The organism is Pseudomonas sp. S150, from assembly GCF_004526365.1.
In the GTDB taxonomy this organism is placed as follows: domain Bacteria; phylum Pseudomonadota; class Gammaproteobacteria; order Pseudomonadales; family Pseudomonadaceae; genus Aquipseudomonas; species Aquipseudomonas putida_A.
Window position 1 is genome coordinate 2,964,113 of the sequence record NZ_CP038207.1, and the last position, 14,317, is coordinate 2,978,429.

Below are 14,317 nucleotides of genomic sequence, written 5' to 3' on the forward strand. Positions count from 1 at the left end.
TCATATCAGACCGCTACCAGCACGATGGCGCCGATTACCAGCACGGCACCAGCAGCCATCGAGGCGGCATACCAACGCAGTTGACCGGTCTCGGTGCGGCTCAGGGCGGTGTGACCGCCTTTGGCCATACGCGGGATCAGACCGATGGTCTGGTCGAGCGGGTCTCTGCGCAGTACATGGCTGATCGCAAGGTACGGCTTGACGAACAGTTTGTCGTAGATCCAGTCGAAGCCCCAGGCAGCGAACCACCAGGCTGAAAGGAAACGGCCGACGCCGCTGTTGGCGATCGCGGTCACGAAGCGACGCTTGCCGAGGAACAGCAGGGCCGCCAGCAGGATACCGGCCAGGGCGATGGCGCCCGAAGCGATTTCCAGACTGTGCTTGGCTTCACCACCGGCATGGCCAACGCTCTCAGGCAGTACGCCGTGCAGCGGTGGAACGATCATGGCGCCGACGAACGTCGACAGTACGATCAGCACCGACAGTGGCAGCCAGTGAGAGATGCCGTGACCGGCGTGGGCTTCGGTCTTGGCTTCACCGTGGAACGTGATGAAGATCAGGCGGAAGGTGTACAGCGAAGTCATGAACGCACCGACCAGACCGGCGTAAAGCAGACCGTGGTTGCCGCTGGCGAACGCTTCCCAAAGGATTTCGTCCTTGGAGTAGAAACCGGCGGTGACCAGTGGCAGGGCGGCCAGTGCAGCACCACCGACGATGAAGCTGGCGTAGGCCAGTGGCAGCTTTTTCCACAGACCGCCCATCTTGAAGATGTTCTGCTCGTGGTGGCAGGCAACGATCACCGCGCCGGAGGCAAGGAACAGCAGGGCCTTGAAGAAGGCGTGGGTCATCAGGTGGAAAATCGCGCCATCCCAGGCACCCACGCCCAGCGCCAGGAACATGTAGCCGATCTGGCTCATGGTCGAGTAGGCGAGGATACGTTTGATGTCGGTCTGTACCAGTGCGGCGAAACCGGCCAGTACCAGAGTCACACCACCGACGATGCCGACCAGGTGCAGGATTTCCGGCGCCAGGGTGAACAGACCGTGGGTACGGGCAATCAGGTAGACACCGGCAGTTACCATGGTTGCAGCGTGGATCAGTGCCGACACCGGGGTCGGACCGGCCATCGCGTCCGCGAGCCAGGTTTGCAGTGGCAGTTGCGCCGATTTACCGACCGCGCCACCCAGCAGCATCAGAGTCGCCAGGGTGATCCAGAAGTCACCGACCTGGAATTTCTGTGGTGCCAGCACCAGCAGTTCCTGGATGTTCAGCGTGCCCACTTGCTGGAACAGGATGAACAGGCCGATGGCCATGAACACGTCGCCGATCCGGGTCACGATGAAGGCCTTGAGTGCGGCGTTACCGTTGTTGCGGTTGCTGTAGTAGAAACCGATCAACAGGTACGAGCACAGGCCCACGCCTTCCCAGCCGAAGTACAGGAACAACAGGTTATCGCCGAGTACCAGGAACAGCATGCTGGCGATAAACAGGTTGGTGTACGAGAAGAAGCGCGAGTAGCCCGCTTCGCCGCGCATGTACCAGGACGCGAACAGGTGGATCAGGAAACCCACGCCCACCACCACGCCGAGCATGGTGATCGACAGGCCATCGATGTAGAGGGCGAAGTCAGGCTTGAAGCCTTCGACCGCCATCCACTTCCACAGCACCAGGGTGTAGTGACCGCCCTCGGGCGGCGCGACGTTGAATTGCCAGATGACGTAGGCGGCAACAATCGCCGACAAGCCAATGGAACCCACGCCGATCAGCGCCGAGAGGTTTTCCGACCAGCGTCCACGGGAGAACGACAGCAGCAGGAAACCGATCAGAGGGAATACAAAAGTCAGAAAGATTAGGTTCATCCGCGCATCTCACTGGCAGCGTCGATATCGAGCGTGTGGAAGCGGCGATACAGTTGCAGCAGGATCGCCAGGCCAATACTGGCCTCGGCGGCTGCCAGGCTGATCACCAGGATGAACATGATCTGTCCATCCGGTTGCGCCCAGCGGGCGCCCGCAACGATGAAGGCCAGGGCAGAGGCGTTCATCATCACTTCCAGACTCATCAACACGAACAAAATGTTGCGGCGGACCATCAGGCCGACCAGACCAAGGCAGAACAGGATGCCGGCAACGGCCAATCCATGTTCGAGAGGGATAGCAGGCATGTCTTACTCCTTCGCCTCGTTACGGCCCAAATGGAACGCCGTGACGGCTGCGGCGAGCAGCAGCATCGAGGCGAGTTCGACCACCAGCAGATACGGACCGAACAGGCTGACGCCCACGGCTTTTGCATCGACGGTGGTGTGGCCGATGGCCTGGCCGCTCTGGTGAGCGAACAGCACATACAGCAGTTCGGCCAGCAGCAGGGCGGCGAGAATCACCGGCCCGGCCCAGATACCGGGCTTGAGCCAGGTGCGTTCCTGTTGAACCGAGGCCGGGCCCAGGTTCAGCATCATCACCACGAACACGAACAGCACCATGATGGCGCCGGCGTAGGCGATCACTTCCAGCACGCCGGCGAACGGTGCGCCGAGTGCGAAGAAGGTCATGGCCACGGCGATCAACGAGATGATCAGGTAGAGCAGGGCGTGCACAGGGTTGGTGTTGGTGACCACACGAAGCGTGGACACCACCGCGATACCCGATGCGAAATAGAAAGCGAATTCCATCGTTCTTCCTTAAGGCAGCAAGCTCTTCACGTTGATCGGTTCGGCTTCGTTCTGCGCAGAGCCTTTCGGCTTGCCAGCGATTGCCATACCTGCAACACGATAGAAGTTGTAATCAGGGTTTTTGCCGGGGCCGGAGATCAAAAGATCTTCTTTCTCGTACACCAGGTCCTGACGTTTGAACTCGGCCATCTCGAAATCCGGAGTCAGCTGGATTGCGGTGGTCGGACAGGCTTCCTCGCAGAGACCGCAGAAAATGCAGCGCGAGAAGTTGATACGGAAGAAGTCCGGGTACCAGCGACCGTCTTCGGTTTCAGCTTTCTGCAGCGAGATGCAACCTACCGGGCAAGCCACGGCGCACAGGTTGCAGGCTACGCAACGCTCTTCGCCATCGGGGTCACGGGTCAGGACGATGCGACCACGGTAGCGTGGCGGCAGGTAGACCGGCTCTTCCGGGTATTGCAGGGTGTCGCGCTTGCGGAAGCCATGGCCGAAGACCATGACCAGGCTGCGCAACTGGGTACCGGTACCCTTAACGATGTCGCCAATATATTTGAACATGGGTCAAATCCTCACTGAACCGCAACCGCAGGTGTGTTCCACAACACAACCGCAGCGGTTATCAGCAAATTGATCAGGGTCAGTGGCAGGCAGAATTTCCAGCTGAAATCCATCACCTGGTCATAACGCGGACGCGGGATGGAAGCGCGCAGCAGGATGAACAGCATGATGAAGAACGCGGTCTTCAGTGCGAACCAGACGAAGGACAGTTGCGGCAGGATGCCGAACGGACCGTGCCAGCCACCGAAGAACAGGGTGACCAGCAGCGCCGAGATCAGGATGATGCCGATGTATTCACCGACGAAGAACATGCCCCATTTCATACCGGCGTATTCAATGTGGTAACCGTCTGCCAGTTCCTGTTCCGCTTCCGGCTGGTCGAACGGGTGACGGTGAGTCACGGCGACGCCAGCGATGAAGAAGGTACAGAAGCCGAAGAACTGCGGAATGATGAACCACAGGTTCTGCGCCTGGTACTCGACGATGTCGCGCATGTTGAACGAGCCGACCTGCACCACGATGCCCATCAGGGCCAGGCCCATGAACACTTCGTAGGACACGGTCTGCGCCGAAGCACGCAAGCTGCCGAGCAGGGCGAACTTGTTGTTGCTCGACCAGCCGGCGAACAGCACCGCGTAGACCGACAGACCGGCCATGGCGAAGAAGAACAGCAGGCCGATGTTCAGATCCGCGACGCCCCAGGTCGGGGTGATCGGGATGATCGCAAAGGCGATCAGCAAGGCGGACATGGCCACCACCGGTGCCAGGGTGAAAATCACCTTGTCGGCAAACGGCGGAGTCCAGTCTTCCTTGAAGAACATCTTCAGCATGTCGGCGGCGATCTGGAACATGCCGAACGGGCCAACGCGGTTCGGACCGTAACGGTCCTGCCACCAGCCCAGCAGGCGACGTTCGACAAAGCTGAGCAACGCGCCCGCGACCACGACGGCCAGCAGAATCACGATGGCTTTGATGACCGTCAGGATCACATCGATCACTTCAGGGGTGAACCAGGTCATTGCGCTGCCTCCTGCAGACCGTCGACGGACAGGCCGGCGAATGCCGGTGGAATGCCGGCGATGCCCGCAGGCAAGGCCACCAGACCAGCGCCCAGTTCTTCATTGATGCGCAGCGGCAGACGCAGGGTCTGGCCGGCCACGTTCAGGCTCAGCAGAGCACCGTCGTTGACGCCCAGGCGATCCGCTTCGGATTTGGCCAGCGCCACGTACGGAGCCGGGATGCGTTCCTGTACCGGTGCGGCTTTCGACGAGTTTTCGTCGCTGCCGAACAGGTGGTAGAACGGCACGGCCTGCCAGGTACCCGGTGCCGGGTTGAATGCGCGCGGAGCAGCGGCGAACCAGTTCAGCGAATCGCCGGTGCTTTCGATCAGGCGGGTGCCCGGGTCGCCAGCACGCAGGTGACCACCGACTTCATCCTGGAACTTGTTCCAGGCTTGCGGCGAGTTCCAGCCCGGCGACCAGGCGAACGGCACTTGCTGACGCGGTTCGGCCGAGCCCGAGTAACCTTCCATGGAGAAGGCGAACGCGGTGTCTTTGTCTTGCGGGGTGCGCGGTTCGTGAACGCTGATGTCGGCGCGCATCGCGGTGCGACCGGAATAACGCAGCGGCTCACGCGCCAGTTTCAGACCCTTGATGCGGAACGCGGCAGACGGCGCGGCGTCGACGATACGCGCCAGTTGCTCGGTGCTCGACGCCACGGCAGCGGTGACGTGGTCGAGTTGCGTCCAGTCGATCGGCTGGTTCAGCAGGGTCGAGCGCAGGGCGTGCAGCCAGCGCCAGCCTTCGTGAACCAGGATGCTCGCATCCATGTATTGCGGATCGAAAACCTGGAAGAAGCGCTGGGCGCGGCCTTCCTGGCTGACCAGCGTACCGTCGCCTTCAGCGAAGCTTGCCGCTGGCAGCACCAGTTGCGCGCGGTCGGTGGTGGCGGTTTTCTGGTGGTCGGCAACGATCACGGCTTTCGCAGCGTTCAGCGCGGCATCGACCTTGGCTTTCGAGGTGCGGGTGTACAGATCGTTTTCCAGCACGACGATGGCGTCGGCCTTGCCGTCGATCACGGCTTGCAGCGCCGCGTCGACCGATTCGCCACCGAGCATGGCCAGGCCAAGGCTGTTGGCTTCCGGCACGATCAGGCTGATCGAACCGTTCTTCTCGCGCAGCTTCAGGGCTTTGGCGATGTTCGCCGCCGCTTCGATCAAGGCTTTGGAACCCAGCGAAGTACCGGCGATGATCAGCGGACGTTTGGCCGCGAGCAGGGCGTCGGCAATGCGCTTGGCCAGTTCCAGTGCTTCAGCATCCAGACCTTCAACGGCCGGTGCGCTGGCATCCAGTGCGTGGGCCACAGCGAAGCCGATGCGCGCCAGATCGTCCGGAGCGGCGTGAACGCACTCTTCCGCGATGTCGTCGAGCTTGGTTTCCGCCAGGCTGGCGATGAACAGCGGGTTCAGTTCGTGCTGACCGATGTTCTTCACCGCGGCGTCGAGCCACGGCTGAACGCGCATGGCCTCGGCCATGTCTTCAGCTTTGCCCTTGACCGACTGACGCAGGGACAGCGCCATACGGGCGGCGGTCTGGGTCAGGTCTTCACCGAGGACGAACACGGCGTCGTGGTCTTCGATGTCGCGCATGTTCGGCACTGGCAGCGGGCTGTCTTTGAGCACTTGCAGGACCAGACGGATGCGCTCCAGTTCGGAGGCTTCGATACCGGAGTAGAAATGCTCGGCGCCGACCAGTTCACGCAGCGCGTAGTTGCTTTCGAGGCTGGCACGCGGCGAACCGATACCGACGATATTGCGCCCGCGCAGCAGATCGGCTGCCTTGTCCAGCGCCTGATCCAGGCCCAGCTTGGTGCCGTCGGCCAGCAGTGGCTGACGTGGACGGTCGGTGCGGTTGACGTAGCCATAACCGAAACGGCCACGGTCGCACAGGAAGTACTGGTTCACCGAACCGTTGAAACGGTTTTCGATGCGACGCAGTTCGCCGTAACGCTCGCCCGGGGAAATGTTGCAACCGCTGGAGCAGCCATGGCAGATGCTCGGCGAGAACTGCATGTCCCATTTACGGTTGTAGCGCTCGGAGTGAGTCTTGTCGGTGAACACACCGGTCGGGCAGACCTCGGTGAGGTTGCCGGAGAACTCGCTTTCGAGGGTGCCGTCTTCAACGCGACCGAAGTACACGTTGTCGTGGGCGCCGAACACACCGAGGTCGGTGCCGCCGGCGTAGTCCTTGTAGAAACGCACGCAGCGGTAGCAGGCGATGCAGCGGTTCATTTCGTGGGAAATGAACGGGCCCAGTTGCTGGTTCTGGTGGGTGCGTTTGGTGAATCGATAACGGCGCTCGTTGTGGCCGGTCATCACCGTCATGTCTTGCAGGTGGCAGTGACCGCCTTCTTCGCACACAGGGCAGTCGTGCGGGTGGTTGGTCATCAGCCATTCGACAACACTGGCGCGGAACGCCTTGGATTCTTCATCGTCGATGGAGATCCAGGTGTTGTCGGTGGCAGGGGTCATGCAGGACATGACGATGCGACCACGGGTGTCGTTCTCGTCGGTGTACTGCTTGACCGCGCACTGGCGGCAGGCCCCAACGCTACCAAGCGCGGGGTGCCAGCAGAAATAAGGGATGTCGAGGCCCAGCGACAGACATGCCTGTAACAGGTTGTCTGCCCCGTCGACTTCGAGCGCTTTGCCGTCTACGTGGATAGTGGCCATGGTTCAAAGGTCTTCGTTGGCCCGGTGTCAGCGGGCGTGGCTAATGGAATCTTGTTATCCGTCCGAATCCAGTCAGCCCCGAAAGGCGTCATCGGACGAAAGGCGAAGGGCACGGACCCTTCGCCTTTTTAAGCGTTTACGCGCCGATTACGATCGGCCTTGCCAGAGGCGGGACGGCGGCGCTTGCAGGCGCGATACCGGCTTCGAACTCTGGACGGAAGTATTTGATGGCACTGCCCAGCGGCTCCACGGCACCCGGTGCGTGAGCACAGAAGGTCTTGCCTGGGCCGAGGAAGCCGACCAGACCCAGCAGGGTCTCGATGTCGCCTGGCTGACCACGGCCTTCTTCGATGGCCATCAAGAGCTTGACGCTCCATGGCAGGCCATCACGGCACGGGGTGCAGAAGCCGCAGGATTCGCGAGCGAAGAACTGCTCCATGTTGCGCAGCAAGGAGACCATGTTGACGCTGTCGTCCACCGCCATCGCCAGGCCGGTACCCATCCGGGTGCCCACTTTGGCGATGCCGCCGGCGTACATCTGTGCGTCGAGGTGTTCCGGCAACAGGAAACCGGTACCGGCGCCACCTGGCTGCCAAGCCTTGAGCTTGTAACCGTCGCGCATGCCGCCGGCGTAGTCTTCGAACAGCTCGCGACCGGTGACGCCGAATGGCAGCTCCCACAGCCCCGGATTCTTGACCTTGCCGGAGAAGCCCATGAGCTTGGTGCCCATGTCTTCGCTGCCTTCGCGGGCCAACGATTTGTACCAGTCAACGCCGTCGGCAATGATCGCCGGCACGTTGCACAGGGTTTCCACGTTGTTCACGCAGGTCGGCTTGCCCCACACGCCGACGGCGGCAGGGAAGGGCGGCTTGGAGCGCGGGTTGGCGCGGCGGCCTTCGAGGGAGTTGATCAGTGCGGTTTCTTCACCGCAGATGTAACGCCCGGCGCCGGTGTGGACGAACAGTTCGAAATCGAAACCGCTGCCCAGAATGTTCTTGCCCAGCAGGCCCGCAGCCTTGGCTTCTTCCACGGCACGATTCAAGTGCTTGGCGGCGGTGGTGTACTCGCCACGCAGGAAGATGTAGCCACGGTAGGTTTTCAGCGCGCGGGCACTGATCAGCATGCCTTCGATCAGCAGATGGGGCAGTTGCTCCATCAGCATGCGGTCTTTCCAGGTGTTCGGCTCCATTTCATCCGCGTTGCACAGCAGGTAGCGGATGTTGATGGATTCGTCCTTGGGCATCAGGCCCCACTTCACGCCAGTGGGGAAGCCTGCACCGCCGCGACCTTTGAGGCCGGCGTCTTTCACGGTCTGGACGATGTCGTCCTGGGCCATGTCGGCGAAGGCCTTGCGCGCAGCGGCGTAACCGTTCTTGGCCTGGTATTCGTCGAGCCACACGGCTTCGCCGTCGTCACGCAGACGCCAGGTCAGCGGGTGAGTCTCGGCCGAACGCTTGATGCGGTTGGCGGGACCGAAAGATGTCAGGGTCATACGTAGCCCTCGAGCAGTTTGGCCACGCCGGCAGGCTGCACGTCGCCAAAGGTGTCGTCGTCGATCATCAACGCCGGTGCCTTGTCGCAGTTGCCGAGGCAGCAGACAGGCAGCAGGGTGAAACGACCGTCGGCGGTGGTCTGACCCAGGCCGATGCCCAGATTGTTCTGGATTTCGCTGACCACCGACTCGTGGCCGCCGATGTAGCAGACCATGCTGTCGCAGACGCGAATGATGTGACGGCCGACCGGCTGACGGAAGATCTGGCTGTAGAACGTCGCCACGCCTTCAACGTCGCTGGCCGGGATGCCGAGGATCTCGCCGATCGCGTACAGGGCGCCATCCGGCACCCAGCCGCGTTCCTTCTGAACGATCTTCAGGGCTTCGATCGACGCCGCGCGCGGGTCTTCGTAGTGATGCAGCTCGTGCTCGATGGCCGAGCGCTCGGTTTCACTCAAGGTGAAACGGTCTGTCTGGATAAGCGTGCTGTTCATGCTTAGCGGTCCACGTCGGCCATAACGAAGTCGATACTACCCAGGTACGCAATCAAGTCCGCGACCATGCTGCCTTTGATCACCGAAGGGATCTGTTGCAGGTGCGGGAAGCTCGGAGTGCGGATCCGGGTACGGTAGCTCATGGTGCCGCCGTCGCTCGTCAGGTAATAACTGTTGATGCCCTTGGTCGCTTCGATCATCTGGAAGGATTCGTTGGCCGGCATGACCGGACCCCACGAAACTTGCAGGAAGTGCGTGATCAGGGTTTCGATGTGCTGCAGCGTGCGTTCTTTCGGCGGCGGCGTGGTCAGCGGGTGATCCGCCTTGTACGGGCCTTCCGGCATGTTGCGCATGCACTGGTCGATGATCTTGATGCTCTGGCGCATCTCTTCGACGCGGACCATGCAGCGATCGTAGGCATCGCCATTGGCGGCCAGCGGTACTTCGAACTCGAAGTTCTCGTAGCCGGAGTATGGGCGCGCTTTACGCAGGTCGAAGTCGCAACCGGTCGAACGCAGGCCGGCACCGGTGACGCCCCATTCCAGGGCTTCTTTGGTGTTGTACTGCGCGACGCCGATGGTCCGGCCTTTGAGGATGCTGTTCTGCAGGGCAGCCTTGGTGTATTCGTCGAGGCGCTTCGGCAGCCATTCAACGAAGTCTTTCACCAGTTTGTCCCAGCCGCGCGGCAGGTCGTGGGCGACGCCACCGATGCGGTACCAGGCCGGATGCAGACGGAAACCGGTAATGGCTTCGATCACCGTGTACGCCTTCTGGCGGTCGGTGAAGGTGAAGAACACCGGGGTCATGGCGCCGACGTCCTGGATGTAGGTCCCCAGGAACAGCAAGTGGCTGGTGATCCGGAAGAACTCGGCCATCATGATGCGGATGACGTCGACCTTCTCCGGGACCTTGATGCCGGCCAGCTTCTCGACCGAGAGCACGTACGGCAGGTTGTTCATCACGCCGCCGAGGTAGTCGATGCGGTCGGTGTACGGGATGAAGCTGTGCCAGGACTGACGCTCGGCCATCTTCTCGGCACCACGGTGGTGGTAACCGATGTCCGGTACGCAGTCGACGATTTCTTCGCCATCGAGTTGCAGAATGATGCGGAACGCGCCGTGCGCCGAAGGGTGGTTCGGGCCCAGGTTGAGGAACATGTAGTCCTCGTTGGCCCCGGAACGCTTCATGCCCCAGTCTTCAGGACGGAAGCGCGCGGCTTCTTCCTCAAGCTGCTGCTTGGCGAGGTTGAGGCTGAACGGATCGAATTCGGTGGCGCGCGCCGGGAAGTCCTTGCGCAGCGGGTGACCTTCCCAGGTCGGCGGCATCATGATGCGCGACAGGTGCGGGTGGCCTTTGAAGTCGATGCCGAACATGTCCCAGACTTCACGCTCGTACCAGTTGGCGTTCGGCCAGATGCTGGTGACGGTCGGCAAGCTCAGGTCGCTTTCGGACAAGGCGACTTTGATCATCACGTCACTATTACGCTCAAGCGACATGAGGTGATAGAACACGGTGAAGTCGGCGCCCGATGGCAGCCCTTGACGCTTGGTGCGCAGACGCTCGTCCACGCCGTGCAAGTCATAGAGCATGACGTACGGCTTGGGCAGGTTGCGCAGGAAGGTCAGGACTTCGACAAGTCTGGCGCGCGCCACCCACAGCACCGGCATGCCGGTGCGGGTCGACTGAGCGGTGAACGCTTCGGCGCCAAAACGGTTGTTCAATTCGACGACCACATCCTGGTCGTCTGCCTTATAAGGCGGGATGTACAGAGCGCTGCCTGTAGTCATGGTTATTTTTTCGCTTTCGGTCAACGTAAAGAATGAAGCCAGCTTCTCGTTTCTTTGTAAGAACAGACTGGATCAGACTTCGTCAGGGCTGCGCAGGTTGGTGACTGCGATTCGCTGTTCGCGGCGCTGTTCCTTTTGCGAAGGCATGTCGGCGCGATAAACGCCTTGGTCGCCAACGACCCAGGAAAGCGGACGACGCTCCTGTCCAATCGATTCCTGCAACAGCATCAAGCCTTGAAGGAATGCTTCTGGACGAGGCGGGCAGCCAGGTACGTAGACGTCCACGGGCAGGAACTTGTCCACCCCTTGAACCACGGAGTAGATGTCGTACATGCCACCGGAGTTGGCGCACGAACCCATGGAGATAACCCACTTCGGCTCGAGCATCTGCTCGTAGAGACGCTGAATGATCGGCGCCATCTTGATGAAGCAGGTACCGGCGATAACCATGAAGTCGGCCTGACGCGGTGATGCCCGGATCACTTCGGCGCCAAAGCGCGCGATGTCGTGGGGCGCCGTGAAGGCGGTGGTCATTTCCACGTAGCAGCACGAAAGGCCGAAGTTGTACGGCCACAGGGAGTTTTTACGCCCCCAGTTGACCGCGCCACTCAGCACGTCTTCGAGCTTGCCCATGAAAATGTTTTTGTGAACTTGATCCTCTAACGGATCGGAAACGGTTTCCCGTTCGCCAATCGGATACTGCTCGTTAGGAGCATCGGGGTCGATTCTGGTGAGATTGTATTGCATTGCCAAAGCCTCATTGTTTCAGCTTCGCCTGCCGCTTGCGACGAGCTTCCGGAGCCCAGTCAAGGGCGCCCACTCGGAACAGGTAGACAAGACCTGCCAACAGAATTGCTATGAAAACGAGAGCTTCGACGAATCCGGTCCAGCCGCTTTCGCGGACGGACACAGACCATGCAAAGAGAAAGAGGGCTTCGATATCGAAGATCACGAACAGCATCGCGACCAGATAGAATTTGGCTGAGAGCCGCAAGCGGGCGCCACCGGTAGGTAGCATGCCGGACTCGAACGGTTCGTTTTTGCTGCGGCCCCAGGCTTTTGACCCGAGGAGGCTGGAGACGCCGAGCATGAAGGCACACAGGCCGACTACACCCAGAAGGAAAATGGCAAAGCCCCAGTTGTGGGCCATGAGTCCTGTCGCTTCGGGCATGCTGGTAATCCTTAACAGAGAGCAAAGGTCTCTGAGCTTGATAAAGAAATAAGGCAGTGACGATATGTCGCAGCAATCAATCGCGCTGATTTTATGGCTAAACACCCGGCAAGTAAAATTCCTATAGCGAAATTATTTATTGGAATAAGGACATAGCGCACCTCCAATGCCCTGTAGCCCATGCAGTGCGGGCATTAGCCGGGTTTCCGCGAATTATGTTTTGTAGGAAATGTAACGAACATAGTTGCTGCTAAATGATAATTGATATCGTTTGGGGTGGTTTTGTAACTGTTTAGCGGTGCAGTAAACAGAAAGTTGTCTTATATGCCTGTTACTGCAAGTAGCGGTGGCGCCAGTTTTAGCTGATTTTTCTGGCGTTCGTACCGCTCTGGATCAATGTTTTTGTCCGAGCGACGTCGATCCCTGTAGGAGTGAGCCTGCTCGCGATAGCGGTGGGTCATTCATACATGTGCTAGCTGACAAACCGCTATCGCGAGCAGGCTCACTCCCACAGGGGTTTTGTGGTGTTTGGGGAATCGGCGCGCAAAAAAAAACGCCCCGAACCAGTCGGGGCGTCAGTCTTGCGGCTTTGCGGTTAGCTTTCTATACGATCCGCAAAGGCCGTTTGCTCAGCGAAGCCGAATCAGTGGAACTGTTCTTCTTCGGTCGAACCGGTCAGCGCGGTCACCGAGGACGAGCCACCCTGAATCACGGTGGTCATGTCGTCGAAGTAGCCGGTGCCCACTTCCTGCTGGTGAGCCACGAAGGTGTAACCCTTGGCGGCGTCAGCGAATTCCTGCTCTTGCAGCTTCACGTAGGCAGTCATGTCGTTGCGGGCGTAGTCGTGCGCCAGGTTGAACATGCTGTGCCACATGTTGTGAATGCCGGCCAGGGTGATGAACTGGTGCTTGTAGCCCATGGCGGACAGTTCGCGCTGGAACTTGGCGATGGTCGCGTCGTCCAGGTTTTTCTTCCAGTTGAAGGAAGGCGAGCAGTTGTACGACAGCAGTTGGTCCGGGTATTCCTTCTTGATCGCTTCAGCGAAGCGACGGGCTTCTTCCAGATCCGGTTTGGCGGTTTCGCACCAGATCAGGTCGGCGTACGGTGCGTAGGCCAGGCCACGGGCAATCGCCTGATCCAGACCGGCACGTACCTTGTAGAAGCCTTCCTGAGTACGCTCGCCTGTCACGAACGGCTGGTCGTACGGATCGCAGTCCGAAGTCAGCAGGTCAGCCGCGTTGGCGTCGGTACGCGCCAGGATGATGGTCGGCGTGCCGGCAACGTCAGCCGCCAGACGAGCAGCGGTCAGCTTCTGTACGGCTTCCTGAGTAGGAACCAGTACCTTGCCGCCCATGTGGCCGCATTTTTTCACGGAAGCCAGTTGGTCTTCGAAGTGAACGCCGGCGGCGCCTGCTTCGATCATGCTCTTCATCAGCTCGTAGGCGTTCAGCACGCCGCCGAAACCGGCTTCAGCGTCAGCCACGATTGGTGCGAAGTAGTCGATGTAGCCTTCGTCGCCCGGATTCTTGCCGGCTTTCCACTGGATCTGGTCGGCACGACGGAACGAGTTGTTGATGCGCTTGACCACGGTTGGCACCGAGTCCACCGGGTACAGCGACTGGTCCGGGTACATCGATTCTGCGGAGTTGTTGTCCGCAGCCACTTGCCAGCCCGACAGGTAGATCGCCTGGATACCGGCCTTGACCTGCTGAACAGCCTGGCCACCGGTCAGGGCGCCCATGCAGTTGACGAAATCTTTCTCTGGGCGGAAGGACGGCTTGGCACCCTGGGTCACCAGGTTCCACAGCTTCTCGGCGCCCATTTTCGCAAAGGTGTGCTCAGGTTGAACCGAGCCACGCAGACGGACGACGTCAGCAGCGGAATAAGTGCGAGTCACGCCTTTCCAGCGCGGGTTTTCAGCCCAGTCTTTTTCAAGGGCTGCAATTTGCTGTTCGCGTGTCAGTGCCATGGAGATAAACCTCGTCGCGTCTTTATGAAAAGTTGTTCTGCGGTGGAAAATTCCTGCGCTCGCTGACCAGAAGCTTAGGTGGTCAAGTCGGATTCGGCGGGGGAGGCGACGGGATGAACGATGGGCTCGAGGGGAAGTGAGCAGGTAGTGGCGGACTGCGGGCGCATTCGGGCGTCGTGGGCCTTTATACGGTCTACAGCGTGAAGCCGGGTTACCTAATTACGCTTCCGTCCCTCGGGACAACTTCGTTCCAGTCGGCAACCTCGTCAAACACACCTTGTGGGCGGTACAGACACGAAGCGGTTCGCGGGGTAGGTGCGAACATCGCTTCGAAGGCCCTTGCCAGGGCCTCTGATTAGCGGGAGCGAGGCCATCATGCCTTCGCTTTTTTAACCCGTCAAACGTTTTGTAGTGCTTTTTTTCAAGCACTACATCTTTCGTCTAATAC

Annotated in this window: 12 protein-coding genes; all 12 read right to left on the reverse strand. The window is 60.2% G+C overall.

Features of this window, described 5'->3' with window-relative positions; genetic code table 11:
• Positions 1-5: 5 nt before the first annotated feature.
• On the reverse strand, positions 6-1,859 hold the full coding sequence (gene nuoL / locus E3Z29_RS13515; RefSeq protein ID WP_115990180.1) for an NADH-quinone oxidoreductase subunit L: 1,854 nt from the start codon (positions 1,857-1,859) through the stop codon (positions 6-8).
• Positions 1,856-2,164, reverse strand: a complete 309-nt coding sequence (gene nuoK / locus E3Z29_RS13520) for an NADH-quinone oxidoreductase subunit NuoK (RefSeq protein ID WP_003180046.1) — start codon at positions 2,162-2,164, stop codon at positions 1,856-1,858. The genes nuoL and nuoK overlap by 4 nt, the downstream gene beginning before the upstream one ends.
• Before the next feature lie 3 nt (positions 2,165-2,167).
• Positions 2,168-2,668: an NADH-quinone oxidoreductase subunit J gene (gene nuoJ, locus E3Z29_RS13525; RefSeq protein WP_003223793.1), complete on the reverse strand. Its 501-nt coding sequence runs from the start codon at positions 2,666-2,668 to the stop codon at positions 2,168-2,170.
• 9 nt (positions 2,669-2,677) lie between these two features.
• Positions 2,678-3,226, reverse strand: a complete 549-nt coding sequence (nuoI, locus tag E3Z29_RS13530) for an NADH-quinone oxidoreductase subunit NuoI (protein WP_003223795.1) — start codon at positions 3,224-3,226, stop codon at positions 2,678-2,680.
• A gap of 11 nt (positions 3,227-3,237) precedes the next feature.
• Positions 3,238-4,245 (reverse strand): NADH-quinone oxidoreductase subunit NuoH, encoded by a 1,008-nt coding sequence (gene nuoH / locus E3Z29_RS13535; RefSeq protein ID WP_007964859.1) that lies wholly within the window; start codon positions 4,243-4,245, stop codon positions 3,238-3,240.
• Positions 4,242-6,956, reverse strand: a complete 2,715-nt coding sequence (gene nuoG, locus E3Z29_RS13540; protein WP_134786002.1) for an NADH-quinone oxidoreductase subunit NuoG — start codon at positions 6,954-6,956, stop codon at positions 4,242-4,244. Before nuoG ends, nuoH begins: the two co-directional genes overlap by 4 nt.
• 136 nt (positions 6,957-7,092) lie before the next feature.
• Positions 7,093-8,448 (reverse strand): NADH-quinone oxidoreductase subunit NuoF, encoded by a 1,356-nt coding sequence (gene nuoF, locus E3Z29_RS13545; protein ID WP_041073222.1) that lies wholly within the window; start codon positions 8,446-8,448, stop codon positions 7,093-7,095.
• Entirely contained in the window at positions 8,445-8,942 is a 498-nt protein-coding gene (gene nuoE / locus E3Z29_RS13550; RefSeq protein WP_003223804.1) for an NADH-quinone oxidoreductase subunit NuoE, read from the reverse strand. The genes nuoF and nuoE overlap by 4 nt, the downstream gene beginning before the upstream one ends.
• Positions 8,943-8,944: 2 nt before the next feature.
• Positions 8,945-10,729, reverse strand: coding sequence for an NADH-quinone oxidoreductase subunit C/D (gene nuoC, locus E3Z29_RS13555; protein ID WP_003223807.1), 1,785 nt, complete (start codon positions 10,727-10,729; stop codon positions 8,945-8,947).
• A gap of 72 nt (positions 10,730-10,801) precedes the next feature.
• Positions 10,802-11,476: an NADH-quinone oxidoreductase subunit B family protein gene (locus E3Z29_RS13560; RefSeq protein WP_003223809.1), complete on the reverse strand. Its 675-nt coding sequence runs from the start codon at positions 11,474-11,476 to the stop codon at positions 10,802-10,804.
• A 10-nt stretch (positions 11,477-11,486) separates the two neighbouring features.
• On the reverse strand, positions 11,487-11,900 hold the full coding sequence (locus E3Z29_RS13565; protein WP_003223812.1) for an NADH-quinone oxidoreductase subunit A: 414 nt from the start codon (positions 11,898-11,900) through the stop codon (positions 11,487-11,489).
• 643 nt (positions 11,901-12,543) lie between these two features.
• A complete protein-coding gene (gene aceA / locus E3Z29_RS13570) occupies positions 12,544-13,869 on the reverse strand; it encodes an isocitrate lyase (protein ID WP_003223815.1) in 1,326 nt (441 codons plus the stop codon).
• Positions 13,870-14,317 lie beyond the last annotated feature (448 nt).

Bases quoted from the DNA above. Each gene is read 5' to 3' on its own strand.
- nuoL (WP_115990180.1), bottom strand. From the start codon at position 1,859: ATGAACCTAATCTTTCTGACTTTTGTATTCCCTCTGATCGGTTTCCTG.
- nuoK (WP_003180046.1), bottom strand. From the start codon at position 2,164: ATGCCTGCTATCCCTCTCGAACATGGATTGGCCGTTGCCGGCATCCTG.
- nuoJ (WP_003223793.1), bottom strand. From the start codon at position 2,668: ATGGAATTCGCTTTCTATTTCGCATCGGGTATCGCGGTGGTGTCCACG.
- nuoI (WP_003223795.1), bottom strand. From the start codon at position 3,226: ATGTTCAAATATATTGGCGACATCGTTAAGGGTACCGGTACCCAGTTG.
- nuoH (WP_007964859.1), bottom strand. From the start codon at position 4,245: ATGACCTGGTTCACCCCTGAAGTGATCGATGTGATCCTGACGGTCATC.
- nuoG (WP_134786002.1), bottom strand. From the start codon at position 6,956: ATGGCCACTATCCACGTAGACGGCAAAGCGCTCGAAGTCGACGGGGCA.
- nuoF (WP_041073222.1), bottom strand. From the start codon at position 8,448: ATGACCCTGACATCTTTCGGTCCCGCCAACCGCATCAAGCGTTCGGCC.
- nuoE (WP_003223804.1), bottom strand. From the start codon at position 8,942: ATGAACAGCACGCTTATCCAGACAGACCGTTTCACCTTGAGTGAAACC.
- nuoC (WP_003223807.1), bottom strand. From the start codon at position 10,729: ATGACTACAGGCAGCGCTCTGTACATCCCGCCTTATAAGGCAGACGAC.
- E3Z29_RS13560 (WP_003223809.1), bottom strand. From the start codon at position 11,476: ATGCAATACAATCTCACCAGAATCGACCCCGATGCTCCTAACGAGCAG.
- E3Z29_RS13565 (WP_003223812.1), bottom strand. From the start codon at position 11,900: ATGCCCGAAGCGACAGGACTCATGGCCCACAACTGGGGCTTTGCCATT.
- aceA (WP_003223815.1), bottom strand. From the start codon at position 13,869: ATGGCACTGACACGCGAACAGCAAATTGCAGCCCTTGAAAAAGACTGG.